The organism is Micromonospora sp. NPDC048842, assembly GCF_040649935.1.
GTDB lineage: Bacteria > Actinomycetota > Actinomycetes > Mycobacteriales > Micromonosporaceae > Micromonospora > Micromonospora hortensis.
Map to the genome: position 1 here is coordinate 214,872 of NZ_JBEZGK010000009.1, position 13,127 is coordinate 227,998.

Sequence of the window (13,127 nt, forward strand, 5' to 3'; positions counted from 1 at the left end):
CTCGGTGCGACCGAATCCTAAAGGTGATCTTGTCGACAGCCCGCAGGTCAGAGGTCGATGATCGGCCATTCCTTGGGCAGCACCTCGCCGAGCAGCTCCCGCCGGTCCGTCATGATCGGCACGAGGGGGTGGGCGGCGGCGTCCATCGCCAACTGAGCTAGGTCCGTGTGTCCGGTCATCCGGCGCGACCATCCGCCGAGAAACGAGCACATGTTCGGCTCGACAGGTGTTACCCGGATGTGCGGCAACGCGGCGAGTACTTCGAGCATCTCCCACTGATCGGGAGTGGCCTCCTGGTGCGCACGGACGAGGCAGAGTGCCGGCACCAGCACGTGCACGCCATAGTCGGCGGCTTCCGCGATGCGGTGTCCGACATCCCGTTCGGACGAGGAATATGCCAGCAGGGCGGTCGCATCCAGCGCCAAGCCGTAGCCCGTCACCGGGTGGCTCTCGCGCGTGCCGCCAAGACCTCCGCCTGGAGCTGGGCTGCCTGTTCGCGCAGTTCGGGCGTGATGCTCGCCCGCAACTGCTCCATCTCGGCGTGTACCCGCGCGACGCCCTCGTCGGTGATCTCAAAACCCACCCGCCGGAGGATCTCCCGCGTCTTCTCCCCGGCCACCCTCCGCCGCAGAGACTCAGCGACATAGGCGGAGGCGTTCGGCTCGTCGGCCAGCCTGTCGGCAAGCTCATCGGGCAGGCTGATGGTGATCTTCTTGGTCATACCGAAACCGTAATTTGCCTTACCGGCTCTGGCAAGGAGGCGCGCTCGCGTACCCCTGGGGCGGGGTGATGTGGGCGAAGCGCGCCGTACCTGTCAGGATTGACGATGGCGTGCGCGCGGCCGGCTCCCGGCCGGCGGCGGCGGGCGGTCCTCGCAGCCCGCGCCGCGCCGCCGATCAGCGACAGCAACCGACGGAGGTAGCCCGCACCGTGGCCCAGTACATCTACGTTCTGGAAAAGGCGCGCAAGGCGCACGGCGACAAGGTCGTGCTCGACAACGTGACGTTGAGCTTCCTGCCAGGAGCCAAGATCGGTGTGCTCGGTCCGAACGGCGCCGGTAAGTCCAGCCTCCTCAAGATCATGGCAGGGTTGGACAAGCCGAGCAACGGCGAGGCCCGACTCATGCCCGGCTACACCGTCGGCATGCTCGCCCAGGAGCCCCCGCTCAACGAGGCCAAGACCGTGCTCGGCAACGTCGAGGAGGCGGTCGCCGAGACCAAGGCCAAGCTGGAGCGGTTCAACAAGATCGCCGAGCAGATGGCCACCGACTACTCCGACGAGCTGATGGAGGAGATGGGCAAGCTCCAGGAGGAGCTCGACCATCTCGACGCCTGGGACGTCGACTCCAAGCTCGAACTGGCCATGGACGCGCTGCGCTGCCCGCCGCCGGACGCCGACGTGACCCAGCTCTCCGGTGGAGAGCGTCGCCGAGTGGCGCTCTGCAAGCTGCTGCTGGAGGCGCCCGACCTGCTGTTGCTCGACGAGCCCACCAACCACCTGGACGCGGAGAGCGTCTCCTGGCTGGAGCAGCACCTCGCCAAGTACGCCGGCACCGTCATGGCGATCACCCACGACCGGTACTTCCTCGACAACGTGGCCGGCTGGATCCTGGAGCTCGACCGCGGCCGGGCCATCGGCTACGAGGGCAACTACTCCACCTACCTGGAGAAGAAGGCCGCTCGCCTGGCCGTCGAGGGTCGCCGCGACGCCAAGATGAAGAAGCGCCTCACCGAGGAGCTGGAGTGGGTCCGCTCCAACGCCAAGGCCCGGCAGACCAAGTCCAAGGCCCGCCTGGACCGGTACGACGAGATGGCCAACGAGGCGGAGAAGACCCGCAAGCTCGACTTCGAGGAGATCCAGATCCCGCCGGGCCCGCGCCTGGGCAGCACGGTGATCGAGGCGGTCAACCTCAGCAAGGGCTTCGGCGACCGGCTGTTGATCGACAACCTGTCGTTCTCGCTGCCGCGCAACGGCATCGTCGGCATCATCGGCCCCAACGGCGTCGGCAAGACCACCCTGTTCAAGACCATCGTCGGGCTGGAAGAGCCGACCGGCGGGCAGGTCCGGGTCGGCCCCACCGTCTCGCTGTCGTACGTCGACCAGAACCGCGAAGGCCTCAACGGCGACAAGACCGTCTGGGAGGTCGTCTCCGACGGGCTGGACTACCTGATGGTAGGCAAGGTCGAGATGCCGTCGCGGGCGTACATCGCCGCATTCGGCTTCAAGGGACCGGACCAGCAGAAGCCGACGAAGGTGCTCTCCGGCGGTGAGCGCAACCGGCTCAACCTGGCGCTGACCCTGAAGATCGGCGGCAACGTCATCCTGCTCGACGAGCCGACGAACGACCTGGACGTGGAGACGCTGTCCAGCCTGGAGAACGCACTGCTGGAGTTCCCCGGCTGCGCCGTGGTCATCTCGCACGACCGGATGTTCCTGGACCGCGTCGCCACGCACATCCTGGCCTGGGAGGGCGACGACCAGGACCCGACCCGGTGGTTCTGGTTCGAGGGCAACTTCGAGGCGTACGAGAAGAACAAGATCGACCGCCTCGGCGCGGAGGCTGCCCGGCCGCACCGGGTGACCTACCGCAAGCTGACCCGCGACTGACCGGCCGAGAAGGTGTCTGACCGCTTCGTCTACCACTGCACCCTGCGCTGGTCCGACCTGGACGCGTACGGCCACGTCAACAACTCGCGCTTCCTCACGCTGTACGAGGAGGCGCGGGTGGCGTTGATGTTCGCCGGGGGCCGGGCCTGGGGCGTCGGCTCGTTCGCCGACGGTGTGGTGATCCGCCGGCACGAGGTCGACTACCTGCGCCCGGTCGACTACGCGCTCGGCCGGGCCACCGCGGAGGCGGCACCCACGGTCCGGATCGAGCTGTGGGTGGAGGAGATCCGGGCCTCCCGGTTCACCGTCGCCTACGAGTTGTACGACGGTGAGGTGCTGGCCAGCCGTGCCCGTTCGGTGCTGGTGCCGTTCGACCTGACCCGCCAGGTGCCCCGGCGGATCACCACCGAGGAACGGGACTTCCTGCTCACGTACGCGCCGCAGGGCGGTGTGGCGTGACCCGACCGGGCACCGCCGAGCCGGGCCGGACGGCGGCGTCCACCCACGGTGTCGTCGGGGTGGCGGACGCGGGCGCCTTCCTGGCCCGGCTGGTCCGGTTGGATCCGGTCGCGCCGGTTCGGCTGCGGCCGGCCGGCGCGCCGGGCCGGGTCGCCCTGTGGGCCCGGCTGCCGTGGCAGGTCCTGGTGGTCCGCACGGTTGCCGGTGGGCCGACCGACGGCGTCGCGGAGGACGTCACGGTGGCGGCCGCGGAGCTGCTCGCCGAGCTGGAGCGGGGCGGGGCGGCGCTGCCGACCCGCCGGGACGCTCAATGGCGGTGGCCGTTGCCGCCGACGCGGAGCCGCCAGGTGGAGTCGCTGCCCGTTGCCGAGTTGCGACGGATCGCCGACGCGGCGGCGGGCACCCTGCGGACGGCGAGCGAGCAGGGTGTGGCCGGTCGTGCCGTGGGCCAGCGGGCCTTGCGTGACGCGTTGCTCGACCACGTGGCGGTGCTGATCACCCCGGACGGGACGCCCGCCGCGCCGGTCGAGGTGCCGCAGCGGCTGGTGCAGGGGGTGGTCCGGATGGGCTTCCTCGGCACCGCCAACGGCTCGGCGGCTAGCGAGGGCGGGGATGCCGTTCAGGTGCGGGTGGCCGGTCGTTGGGTCGGCCTGGTGGGACCGCACGGAGCGGCTTGGTTGCAGAAGGCCACGGATCTTGCCGTGACACCCCTGAGCGCTCGTCCGAACGGATGACCCCGGATCATTCTTCTGGTCAGGGGCGGTCGTTGGGGGGGTGCTTCAACCCGGCTGTCCGGGTACCGTCCATCCTCGGATCCAACGCACCGTAGGCGACTGGATCCGCTGGGGAGTGAGGTGCGCGAGCGATGCCGTGGTGGTCATGGCGCCCCGGTCCCGCCGACGGCGGCGATCCGGAAACCCGAAGCGGGATCACAGTCGATAGCGCGGTCCGGATCGGGCCGCCCAGCCCTCGCCAGCCGGGGGACGACTGCCCGTCCAACGAGCGGCCCGTGCTGACCGAGATGCCCGCCACCGTCGAGCCGGTGAGTCTGCGCCGGGTCTGTGACGCACTCGATCTGCTCGACGTGCGTTACCTGGCCGACGGCGACGGCAACCTGCTGGCGATGTGGGAGCGGCACGCGGTGCTGGTCACCCTCGAAGGGCCGGAGGACGAGATCCTGGTCATGCGGGCTCGTCCGCACGCCACGGTCCCGCCGGACTGGGCCGACCGGGCGTACCGGGTGGTCAACGAGTGGAACCACACCCGCCGGTTCTGCAAGGCGTACATCGGTGACCCGACCGAGCGCGGTCAGCTACCGATCTACGCCGAGCTTCAGGTGCCCCTGGGTGCGGGCACCCACGACGCGCTCCTGGTCGAGATGCTCGACTGCGGCGCGGCGGTCGCCACCAGCTTCGTCGACTGGCTGCACGACGAGGGCGCGCTGCTCTGACGCCGCTCCGGGTGGGGTGGGTCAGCCGCCGTTGGTCGGGTCGTCCTCGACGTTGACCATGAAGTACGCGGCCCGCTCCAGGTAGTCCCAGAGGGTTGCGGCGATCTCCGGCTCAAGGTCGAGCCGGTCCACGGCGCGGCGCATGTTCCGCAGCCAGGCGTCCCGTTCGGCCGCGCCGATCCGGAACGGCGCGTGGCGCATCCGCAGCCGCGGGTGCCCGCGCTGAGCGGAGTACGTGTTCGGCCCGCCCCAGTACTGCATCAGGAACAGGGTCATCCGGTCCGCGGCCGGGCCCAGGTCCTCCTCCGGGTACATGGGTCGCAGCAGGGGGTCGGTGGCGACGCCGGCGTAGAACTCGTCGACCAGCTTGCGGAACGTGGGTTCGCCGCCGACCGCTTCGAAGAGGGTCATCGACGCACCGGGACGGTCGGATTCACCTGCGGAAGTCACAGTTCCATCCTGCCAGGTGCGTCCGGTGTCGACCCGTCCCGCACGGCGTGCGTCGGATCACGCCGGGTCGACAATCCCGAATATCGGGCGCCCGGCCTGCACGGGTGAAGGTCGGCTCGACGGTCAGGTGACCGCGTGCCGACGGTGGCCGTCACCGGCGTGTGGGTCGGACGTGCCCTCCACCGGGCGGTCGCTGGCCGGGGCGCCGAGCCCGGTGGGCGGCGGAGCGGCGTTCGCCAACGAGGCGGCAGTGATCGCGTCGTTCACCGTCTGCCGGTCCGGCCAACGCAGCGTGGCCACCGCCATCAGCACCACCCCGGCTGCGCTCCAGAGCCCCACCACTATCGGAATGGGGAACCGTTCGGCGAGCATCCCGGTGACCAGCACCGCGAGGCCCTGGATGACCTGTATGCCGGTGGCCATCACTCCGAAGGCCCGGGCTCGGAAGCCGTTGGGCAGCGCCTGGACGAACAACCCGTTGGCCATCGGCATCATGCCGGCGACCGCGAAACCGCAGAGCGCGGCGAGCAACGCGACCACCAGCGGCGGGGGATCGAGTAGCACCGGTACGAGCATCAACGGGGCGAGTACCGCGAGCGGCCGCATCAGCTTCAGCCGGCGAGCCGGCCCGAAAAGGCGACTCACCAGCAACCCACCGAGGATGAAGCCGATCGGGTTGGCCACCATGATCGCTGCTTGTGCGGTGCCTGCGCTCACCGTGCCCCGGCCCTCCTCGTTGGCCCAGGCTGCGGCCAGACCCTCGGGCACGATCGAGAAGAGCATCGAACTGAACACCAGCACCGCGATGGCGCGCAGCACCGGTGTGCGGAACACAATGCCGAACCCCTGCCGAGTTTCCTGCAGCAGGTGGCTGCGGTGCTCCGGGTCCATCACCGCCGGGCGGTGGCGCACACCGAGGCGAACCAGCAGCGCCGAGAGACCGAACGTGACCGCGTTGAACAGCAGCGCCGCCTCCGGGTCGACCGAGGCGACAGCGGCGCCGAAGACGTACCCCACGACCTGGGCGGCCTGCCCGACGCTGCTGTTCAGTGACAGCCCCAGTACCAGTCGGTCCCCGGTGAGCAATTGCGCGATCAGCGCGGACTTCGCCGCCTGGCTTGGCGGGTTGGCCAGGGTGGCGGCGAAGATGAGCACCAGCACCGCCTGGTACGGCAGGCCCGGAATGGCGATGAGCAGCATCAGCGCCATCCGGATGAGGTCGCATGCCACCATCACCCGTCGGAACGGGTACCGCTCCGCGAGTGCGGCGAGCACGGGACCGCCGAGCAGCCAGGGTAGGAAGCTGACCGCGAAGGCAGCCGCGGAGAGCGCGACGGACCGGGTCTGCTGATAGACGAGCAGGGTGACGGCGGCCTTCGCGACATAGTCGCCGATCCAGGAGAGAGCGCCAGCCATGAAAACAGCCCGGAACTCGTGCTGGCCGAAGACTTCGCGGAATGTGGCGGGGCCTTCCGCGGAAGGTCGCTCGTCAGGCACCGTCGCCTCCATCGGCCCCGGCTCGGCCGCTCGTGGCAGCCCGGCCGGAAGCGCTCGTCAGATCTACGGATCAGCGAGGATGTGATCACGCTTTGGTGGGAACGCGTGGTCCGGATTCTGCCCGATCGTCTGACAACTAGCTAGGTCGAACGGGTCGTTCGTCGCCTCCCCGACTGAACGAACGGACGATACCCGAGGGGCCGGCCGGATCGCGACCCCTGAATTGCCGGACAGTGTCGGCGGTGTCAGGTGGCGCCGCCCTGACCGGTCTCGCCCTCAGACATCGGCCGGGTCGACAGACCGGGATAGATGCGGGCCGCGGCGATCTGCGCGGTGATCCCCGAATTCTCCAGCGCCTCGGCGAGACGCCGACGCAGTTCCCGGCCCACCGCGAACTGCCCGTCCGCTGTGGTCTTCACCACGGTGCGGATGACCGCGCCGTCCACCGTCACCTGCTCGACACCCAGCACCTCGGGCGCCTCCACGATCTCCGGTGACAGCTCCGGGTCCATCGCGATCGAGGCGGCTGCGGTCCGTAGCACCGCCGTGGCCTCCTCGGTGCTGTTGAAACCGATCGGCAGGTCCACCACCACGAGAGCCCAACCCTGGCTCTTGTTGCCCACCCGGATGATCTCGCCGTTGCGGATGTACCAGAGCACGCCCCGGCCGTCGCGCACCGTGGTGACCCGCAGGCCGACCGACTCGACCACGCCCATCGCCTCGCCCAGGTCGACGTTGTCACCCACGCCGTACTGGTCCTCGATCAGCATGAACAGGCCGGCGATCAGATCCTTCACCAGGCTCTGCGCGCCGAAGCCCAGCGCGACGCCGGCGATCCCCGCGCTGGCCAGCAGCGGCGCCAGGTCGAAGCTGAACTCCCGCAGGATCATCAGTAGCGCGATGCCGAAGACGAACGCTGTGGTCAGGCTGCGCAGCACCGACCCGATCGCCTCGGCCCGCTGCCTCCGTCGCTCGGGCACGAACTCGGCAGGGTCGACAGCGGCGGTGGGTACCCGCTCGCGCAGCGGCCGCAGCATCGTCGGCACCGCACCGTCGGTGGTCGTCCGAACCAACCGGTCGATCGTCCGGTGTAGCGCCCAGCGGGCCACCATCGCCAGTGCCAGGATCAGCAGCACTCGAAGCGGTTTGAGCAGGATCCAGTAGCTTCCCTCGGCGAACCAGGCCGACTCGGTGATCCGGTAGATCCACTCGCAGGAGGTGCTGCCCTGGCAGCTCACCGAGGCGGCGTCGGACAGGGCTAGGGGCGTCACGCTGGCGGCACTCACTATGTCTTCGTACCGCAAGGAGCCCGAGCGTCCGCCGCCGACCCACCGGCCGGCGGACCGACGTGGCGAGCATGGCGGCTGGAGAGGTGGAGCGTGGGCGTCGACCCGATGGGGCGCAAGGGCCGGGACCGGGTCTTCCACGGCAGTGCCGATCGCTGGATCGGACGGCTGCTGCTGCTGGGCATCGTGGTGGCGGTGCCGAAGGGGATGTCCGAGCCGATGACACCCCAGCGCGGCGCACCGACGGAACCGGTTGGGGTACCAGTCGCGCGGAGCAACCCTGCCGAAGCGGTGCGTTCGGCATCGATTCCGTCCCGGCGCGGGTGATCCGCTTACCAGAAGAGAGATTAGTACGTGCAATCCGGGGTCCGATCAGGGACTATTGGCGCAACGGACGTCGGTGATCGGCCCGGCGTCGACCGTGTGGGCCCCTGTGCCCGGCCCCGGTCGGCGGCGGTCCCCAGCAGCCGCTGAACCGGGAGGGTGAGCGCGATGCCTGACATACGACCCACTGTGGGCTCCGGCGCGTTGGTCCTCAACGCCACCTACGAGCCGCTGTGTGTCGTGTCGGTGCGTCGCGCCGCGATCCTCGTCCTCTCCGCCAAGGCGGTCTGCGTCGCCGACGGTGACGGCATCCTGCACAGCGCCCGGGACGCGCTCCCGGTGCCATCAGTGGTTCGGCTGACGCGCTTCGTCCGGGTGCCGTACCGAACGCATGTCGGGCTGTCCCGCCGGGCGATCTTCGCCCGGGACGGGTGGCGGTGCGCCTACTGCCGGGGCCCGGCCGAGACCATCGACCACGTCTTTCCGCGCAGCCGGGGTGGCCGGCACGCGTGGGAGAACGTGGTCGCCGCGTGTGCCAGGTGCAACCACACCAAGGGCGACAAGACCCCGGCCGAGATGGGGTGGCGGTTACACGCGTTGCCGGCCGCCCCGAAGGGCACCGCCTGGCGGGTGCTGGGCCACCGTGCCCCGGACCCCCGCTGGGCCGACTGGCTGGACCTGCGGGAGCCCGAGGCAGCCGCCTGACCCCGCAGGGTGCGGTCAGGCTCCGGGTTGCGGGCGGGTTGCCCGGCGCGCAGCGCGTTCGTGGCGGTCGACCGCTCGGCGGTACGCGACCGCGAGGAGCCGGTCGATCTCGGGCAGCAGTTGCGGACCGGGCATGACGATGCTGGCGAAGCCGTACTGTGCGTAGCCCGGGTGCGGCACGAAGGTGTCCAGTCGGGCGAAGTCGAACTCGTGTCGGTGCTCCTCGAATGCCTTGGGCGGGAAGCCGAACAGCCGCTCGAACTCGGCCCGACCCAGGTCCAGGTTGAGGCGGAAGACACCGGGGCGGCCAAGCTGTGCGGCCTCGTCGAAGCCGGGCACGTCGTGCTCGACGATTGTGGCGAACGGCTGGCGGCGGTCCGGGCCGACGAAGAAGAACCGGTCGCCCCAGGCCGCCTCTGGTGATTCGTTCTCCTCGCTCGCCACGACCTGCTCGACGCCGGGCAGTGCGGCGATCCGATCGGCGAGCACGGCCGTGTCGACACCGGTCGGGACGTGCAGGACCGCGTCGGCGTTTTCGATGGTGGCCCGGTCCAGCGGGAAGTAGCGGTAGTCGTGCGTTCGCTGCTCGGCCGCTGCGATGTCGGACGTCGGCAGGTACCGGGGAAGGCTGGTCACCTGCTGGAGTCGGCCCTCGTAGGTCGTGGCGGCGGGCGGCCCGATGCCGAGCGCCGGGCTCGCGCCGAGGCTGCCGGCGATCACCGCGTACCGGTCGCCCATTAACGACGCGACGATCGCGCCGGCGCCGGCCCACGACACCTGCGTCTCGGCGAGTGTCATCGTGCTCTGGTGGCGCTGGAGGTGCGTGTTGTGCGCGAAGACCAGTGTGGGCCCGCGATGTGCCTCGGCCGATCGGATCGCGAGCAGGTTCTCGGCCATCAGCGCGTCCCGGACCCCGGCCAGGTGGGCGAAGCGTTCCTCCTGGGCCAGTGGTGCGGCGGCCGCAGCGTGGTAACGCAGCAACGCGACAGCGGCCGAGGCGTGCACGAACGCCGCCCGCCAGCCCGCTGACTTCCGCGGCGCCCGCAGGTACAACTCGGTCAGCAGGTCGTCGGCGAGCACCCGCAGTCGTTGGGCGTCTGTCGAGCGCCCGACCGAACGGCCGGACTCCCAGATCGCTGCACTGTCACTCCACCGTGCGTCGTCCCCGATCAGGTCGTCGATCTCGGCAGACCGGTCCAGGTCGAGGAAGTGGCAGACCTGGTTGAGGTGTTGGCGCGGGCTCGGAGCACTCTCCAGCTCCACCGGGGCGTCGAAGCCGTGGAACGTCAGGCGCTCGGTGACCGGCCGTCCAGCGTTCCACTCCCGCATCCGCAGCAGAAGGTCGCGGTTCGCCGGGGCCGCCCCGAACCCGTGGCTGAACCCTTCGGTGAGCGCCCGGTCGAGCGTCACGGCGGCGACGCCCTGCACGAACTCGTCGGCGATCAGCCCGGCCGCGCGGTCGCTCTCCAGAGCGATCGAGCGGTAGCCGTGCTCCGCCAGCGAAAGAAAGGCCTCGTTGCGGAGCTGGAGGAAGGCGGACTCACCGTGCGTCGGTTCGCCGAGCGCGAGTAGGTCCGGGGATACCGCCAACAGGTCGAGAAAAGGTGGCATTCCATGAACCGTATCGTTGAACCAGCGGTTGAAACTCACGAGCGGTGGAGCGCGGTGACAGCCATAAAACCTTCAAACCGACTGGTACGCCGGCCGGTCGACCTCGCGCGCGCCCACGGCCTCTCCGCGCAGGCGGTGCGCAACTACGAACGAGACGGCGTCCTGCCTCCGGCCCAACGCACCCCGAACGGCTACCGTCGCTTCACCGAGCTGCACGCCAAGGCGCTGCGTGCCTACCTCGCGTTGATCCCGGGCCACGGCTATCCGGCCAGCGGCGAGATCATGCGGGCCGTCAACCGCGGTGAGATCGACACGGCGTTGCGCACCATCGACACGGGGCATGCCCTGCTCCAGCGCGATCGGGACACCCTGGGCGCGGTCGAGGCCGCGGTGGCGACGCTCACCGGAACGAGACCGCAGCCGCAGAGCCAGAAAGCCGTGCCGATCAGCGTGCTGGCTCACCGGCTCGGTCTACAGCCGGCCACGCTGCGCAAATGGGAGCGGGCAGGGGTGCTGCGACCGGTACGTGATCCAGTGACCCACTACCGGCTCTACCGTCCCGACGACGTCCGGGACGCCGAACTGGCCCACCTGTTGCGCCGCGGCGGGTACCGGCTCGACCACATCGCCGGCGTGCTGCGTCGGGTGCGCGACGCCGGCGGTGCCGAACCGCTCGCCGCGTCGCTGCGCCAGTGGCGGCAACGGCTCACCGAACGAGGCCGGGCCATGCTCACCGGGGCCGCCCGGCTCGCCGAATACGTCGATGCCGGTCAGCCGCCTGAACGCGTCTTGACCAGCGAGGCGAAGACCACCACATTGTCCGCGTAGCCGGTCTCGCCGCCGACCCACTGGCCACCGCAGGTGATCAACCGGAGGCTCGGGCGGCTGAAGTCGCCGTACACCTCGTCCACCGGCAGGCGGCCCTTGTCGAACTTCTCCACGGAGTTGACCTCGAAGACCGCCACCCGCTGGTCGGTGCGGGTGACCTCGATCTCGTCACCGGAGCGCAACTCGCGGAGTTTGTGGAAGACCGCCGGCCCGCTGGTGGTGTCGACGTGCCCGACGATCACGGCCGGGCCGTACTGGCCCGGGGTGGGGCCCTGGTCGTACCAGCCGGCCTCCTGGGCGCGGGCCGCGTCCGGCACGGCGATCGTGCCGTCCGGGGCGATGCCCACGTCGTGTACGGGCGCTCGCACGTCGATCTTCTCGATGGCGAGGCTGGTGGGCCGGCTGGCCGGCAGTACCGGGAACTTCTTCGGCGGCGGTCGCAGTCCGGCGCTGAGCCGGTCCGGCAACAGGCTCATCCCGGTCACCTGCTCGACGCCGAGCATCGCCACGATCAGCACCATCAGCGCGGCGATGGCCAGCACCGGCAATCCGGGGCTCGTAGCGAACCGGTGTCGGGCCGACGACGGCCCGGCCGGACGCCGCGGCGGCAGCGGGCGGGCGGCCGGATCGGTGGTGGTGACGCTGGCCGACACGGCCTGCCCGGCGACCCGGCGCAGCCGTCCGGAGACGCGGGCCACCAGCCGTCCGGACGCGCGCAGCGCCGGCCCGGCCCGGAGGCGGGCGCGGCGATCCGGCCGCGCACGCGCGGATCTGCGGGTCATGGGTGATCCGGCTCAGGAGCCGGCTCCCGGTCGACGCCGGCCGCCGGCCATCCCGAGCACGATCGCGGTGGCCACCAACGCCACGCCACCGAGCACCAGCAGCGAGCCGGCGCCGCGCCCGCCGGCCATTCCGCCGCCACCGGTCGCCGGGCCCTTGCTGGGTGAGGCCATGTTCAGCACTGTCAGCGTGGTCGACGACGTCTGACCGTTCTCGCAGCGCAGGTCGACCGGGTAGTCACCGGCCGGCTTGTCCCTCGCGATGGTGACCTGCGCGGTCAGGAAACCCTTGTCCGGTTTGAGCTGCACGTGCCCGAACGCGTCGGAGTGCACGCTGGACTGCCGGTTGTTGTTGTCGTTGTCGCAGCTCGCCTTGATGCTGACGCGGCTGCCGGCCTGGGCGCTGTTCGGTGTCACCTCGACGAAGACGTTCTCGCCGGCTCGCGCCGGTGCGACCGACAACAGGACGAACGCCCCGACAAGCCCCACCAGTGTCAGTGCGGACGAGAGCGCGCGGTTGATCGTGCGGAATGCCTGCATGATTTCCCCCCAACCGGCGACGACCGCCGGAACCCTCCCCTGGGCACGCGCGCTGCTTTCCCGCTGGCGCGGGGGCAAACCCGCACTGTGGGCGGGGGGTCAGCGCGGGCGGGGGATGGGCCCGGTGGTGGGGAGGGGGGTGACGGGGTGCCAGTTCAGCGGTGAGGAGAGGACCATCGTGCTCGACGGTTGGCCGTACGGGGCGAGACGGTCGATGACCCCCTCGAACGCGCCGATCGAGCCGGCCGCCACCTTCAGCACGCTGCACGCGTCACCGGTGATCCGGTGGATCTCCAGGATCTCCGGCCAGTCGGCCACCGCCGGGTCGTGCAGGATGCACCGCGCGCCGTAGCAGGACATCCGGATCAGCGCGACCACGCTACGGCCGGCGCGGCTCAGGTCGACGTGGGCGTGGTAGCCGGTGATGATCCCGGCCTCCTCCAGCCGGCGGACCCGCTCCGCGACCGACGGTGGCGACAGGTGCACCCGCCGGGACAACTCGCTGAAGGAGAGCCGCGCGTCGGCCTGCAACTCGCGCAGCAGCGCCCAGTCCATGTCGTCCACGCTCAGACCTTACTTTCGTGAACCGAC

General features: G+C 70.3%; 16 protein-coding genes. 7 read left to right on the plus strand and 9 right to left on the minus strand.

The genetic code is table 11. The features are described from left to right. Positions 1 to 47: 47 nt before the first annotated feature. Together AB0C19_RS15845 and AB0C19_RS15850 are read right to left on the minus strand one after the other, a co-directional pair. Complete coding sequence (locus AB0C19_RS15845) at positions 48 to 440, minus strand: hypothetical protein (protein WP_357185140.1); 393 nt, start codon at positions 438 to 440, stop codon at positions 48 to 50. After that, complete coding sequence (locus tag AB0C19_RS15850) at positions 437 to 721, minus strand: hypothetical protein (protein ID WP_238685459.1); 285 nt, start codon at positions 719 to 721, stop codon at positions 437 to 439. Before AB0C19_RS15850 ends, AB0C19_RS15845 begins: the two co-directional genes overlap by 4 nt. A gap of 209 nt (positions 722 to 930) precedes the next feature. Here AB0C19_RS15850 and ettA point away from each other — a divergent pair, with 209 nt between their 5' ends. The 4 genes from ettA (at position 931) to AB0C19_RS15870 (ending at position 4,516) form a co-directional block, all read left to right on the plus strand. Next, a complete protein-coding gene (gene ettA, locus AB0C19_RS15855; RefSeq protein WP_099856650.1) occupies positions 931 to 2,607 on the plus strand; it encodes an energy-dependent translational throttle protein EttA in 1,677 nt (558 codons plus the stop codon). Between the two features lie 12 nt (positions 2,608 to 2,619). Continuing rightward, positions 2,620 to 3,066 carry a thioesterase family protein gene (locus AB0C19_RS15860; RefSeq protein WP_112584127.1) on the plus strand — a complete coding sequence of 149 codons (447 nt, stop codon included), beginning with the start codon at positions 2,620 to 2,622 and terminating at the stop codon, positions 3,064 to 3,066. After that, complete coding sequence (locus AB0C19_RS15865) at positions 3,063 to 3,800, plus strand: hypothetical protein (protein ID WP_357185146.1); 738 nt, start codon at positions 3,063 to 3,065, stop codon at positions 3,798 to 3,800. The genes AB0C19_RS15860 and AB0C19_RS15865 overlap by 4 nt, the downstream gene beginning before the upstream one ends. 131 nt (positions 3,801 to 3,931) lie before the next feature. Further along, complete coding sequence (locus AB0C19_RS15870; protein WP_030333460.1) at positions 3,932 to 4,516, plus strand: YbjN domain-containing protein; 585 nt, start codon at positions 3,932 to 3,934, stop codon at positions 4,514 to 4,516. 21 nt (positions 4,517 to 4,537) lie between these two features. Here the strand turns inward: AB0C19_RS15870 and AB0C19_RS15875 are convergent, their stop codons facing one another. From AB0C19_RS15875 to AB0C19_RS15885, 3 genes are all read right to left on the minus strand, one after another. Further along, positions 4,538 to 4,966 carry a globin gene (locus AB0C19_RS15875; RefSeq protein ID WP_357185150.1) on the minus strand — a complete coding sequence of 143 codons (429 nt, stop codon included), beginning with the start codon at positions 4,964 to 4,966 and terminating at the stop codon, positions 4,538 to 4,540. 123 nt (positions 4,967 to 5,089) lie between these two features. Continuing rightward, entirely contained in the window at positions 5,090 to 6,475 is a 1,386-nt protein-coding gene (locus AB0C19_RS15880) for an MFS transporter (RefSeq protein WP_357185153.1), read from the minus strand. Positions 6,476 to 6,708: 233 nt separating this feature from the next. Beyond that, positions 6,709 to 7,719: a mechanosensitive ion channel family protein gene (locus tag AB0C19_RS15885; RefSeq protein ID WP_357185311.1), complete on the minus strand. Its 1,011-nt coding sequence runs from the start codon at positions 7,717 to 7,719 to the stop codon at positions 6,709 to 6,711. A gap of 123 nt (positions 7,720 to 7,842) precedes the next feature. On the opposite strand from AB0C19_RS15885, the gene AB0C19_RS15890 reads away from it, so the two are divergent. Beyond that, the gene (locus AB0C19_RS15890; protein ID WP_357185156.1) at positions 7,843 to 8,076 is read left to right on the plus strand and encodes a hypothetical protein; all 234 of its coding nucleotides are present in this window, start codon (positions 7,843 to 7,845) and stop codon (positions 8,074 to 8,076) included. Positions 8,077 to 8,241: 165 nt separating this feature from the next. Next, entirely contained in the window at positions 8,242 to 8,778 is a 537-nt protein-coding gene (locus AB0C19_RS15895) for an HNH endonuclease (RefSeq protein WP_030333470.1), read from the plus strand. A 15-nt stretch (positions 8,779 to 8,793) separates the two neighbouring features. Here AB0C19_RS15895 and AB0C19_RS15900 read toward each other — a convergent pair whose 3' ends face one another. After that, complete coding sequence (locus AB0C19_RS15900; protein WP_357185160.1) at positions 8,794 to 10,389, minus strand: DUF6194 family protein; 1,596 nt, start codon at positions 10,387 to 10,389, stop codon at positions 8,794 to 8,796. A 3-nt stretch (positions 10,390 to 10,392) separates the two neighbouring features. Here AB0C19_RS15900 and AB0C19_RS15905 point away from each other — a divergent pair, with 3 nt between their 5' ends. Continuing rightward, a complete protein-coding gene (locus AB0C19_RS15905; protein WP_357185163.1) occupies positions 10,393 to 11,217 on the plus strand; it encodes a MerR family transcriptional regulator in 825 nt (274 codons plus the stop codon). Here the strand turns inward: AB0C19_RS15905 and AB0C19_RS15910 are convergent. From AB0C19_RS15910 to AB0C19_RS15920, 3 genes are all read right to left on the minus strand, one after another. Further along, positions 11,160 to 11,936 (minus strand): class F sortase, encoded by a 777-nt coding sequence (locus AB0C19_RS15910; RefSeq protein ID WP_357185314.1) that lies wholly within the window; start codon positions 11,934 to 11,936, stop codon positions 11,160 to 11,162. The genes AB0C19_RS15905 and AB0C19_RS15910 overlap by 58 nt on opposite strands. Before the next feature lie 75 nt (positions 11,937 to 12,011). Beyond that, entirely contained in the window at positions 12,012 to 12,536 is a 525-nt protein-coding gene (locus tag AB0C19_RS15915) for a hypothetical protein (RefSeq protein WP_357185166.1), read from the minus strand. A 99-nt stretch (positions 12,537 to 12,635) separates the two neighbouring features. Next, a complete protein-coding gene (locus tag AB0C19_RS15920) occupies positions 12,636 to 13,100 on the minus strand; it encodes an Lrp/AsnC family transcriptional regulator (protein ID WP_357185169.1) in 465 nt (154 codons plus the stop codon). Between the last annotated feature and the right edge of the window lie 27 nt (positions 13,101 to 13,127).

Coding starts and splice junctions, on each gene's coding strand:
- AB0C19_RS15870 (WP_030333460.1), top strand. CDS start 3,932: ATGCCGTGGTGGTCATGGCGCCCCGGTCCCGCCGACGGCGGCGATCCG.
- AB0C19_RS15900 (WP_357185160.1), bottom strand. CDS start 10,389: ATGCCACCTTTTCTCGACCTGTTGGCGGTATCCCCGGACCTACTCGCG.
- AB0C19_RS15850 (WP_238685459.1), bottom strand. CDS start 721: ATGACCAAGAAGATCACCATCAGCCTGCCCGATGAGCTTGCCGACAGG.
- AB0C19_RS15915 (WP_357185166.1), bottom strand. CDS start 12,536: ATGCAGGCATTCCGCACGATCAACCGCGCGCTCTCGTCCGCACTGACA.
- AB0C19_RS15905 (WP_357185163.1), top strand. CDS start 10,393: ATGAACCGTATCGTTGAACCAGCGGTTGAAACTCACGAGCGGTGGAGC.
- AB0C19_RS15895 (WP_030333470.1), top strand. CDS start 8,242: ATGCCTGACATACGACCCACTGTGGGCTCCGGCGCGTTGGTCCTCAAC.
- AB0C19_RS15880 (WP_357185153.1), bottom strand. CDS start 6,475: ATGGAGGCGACGGTGCCTGACGAGCGACCTTCCGCGGAAGGCCCCGCC.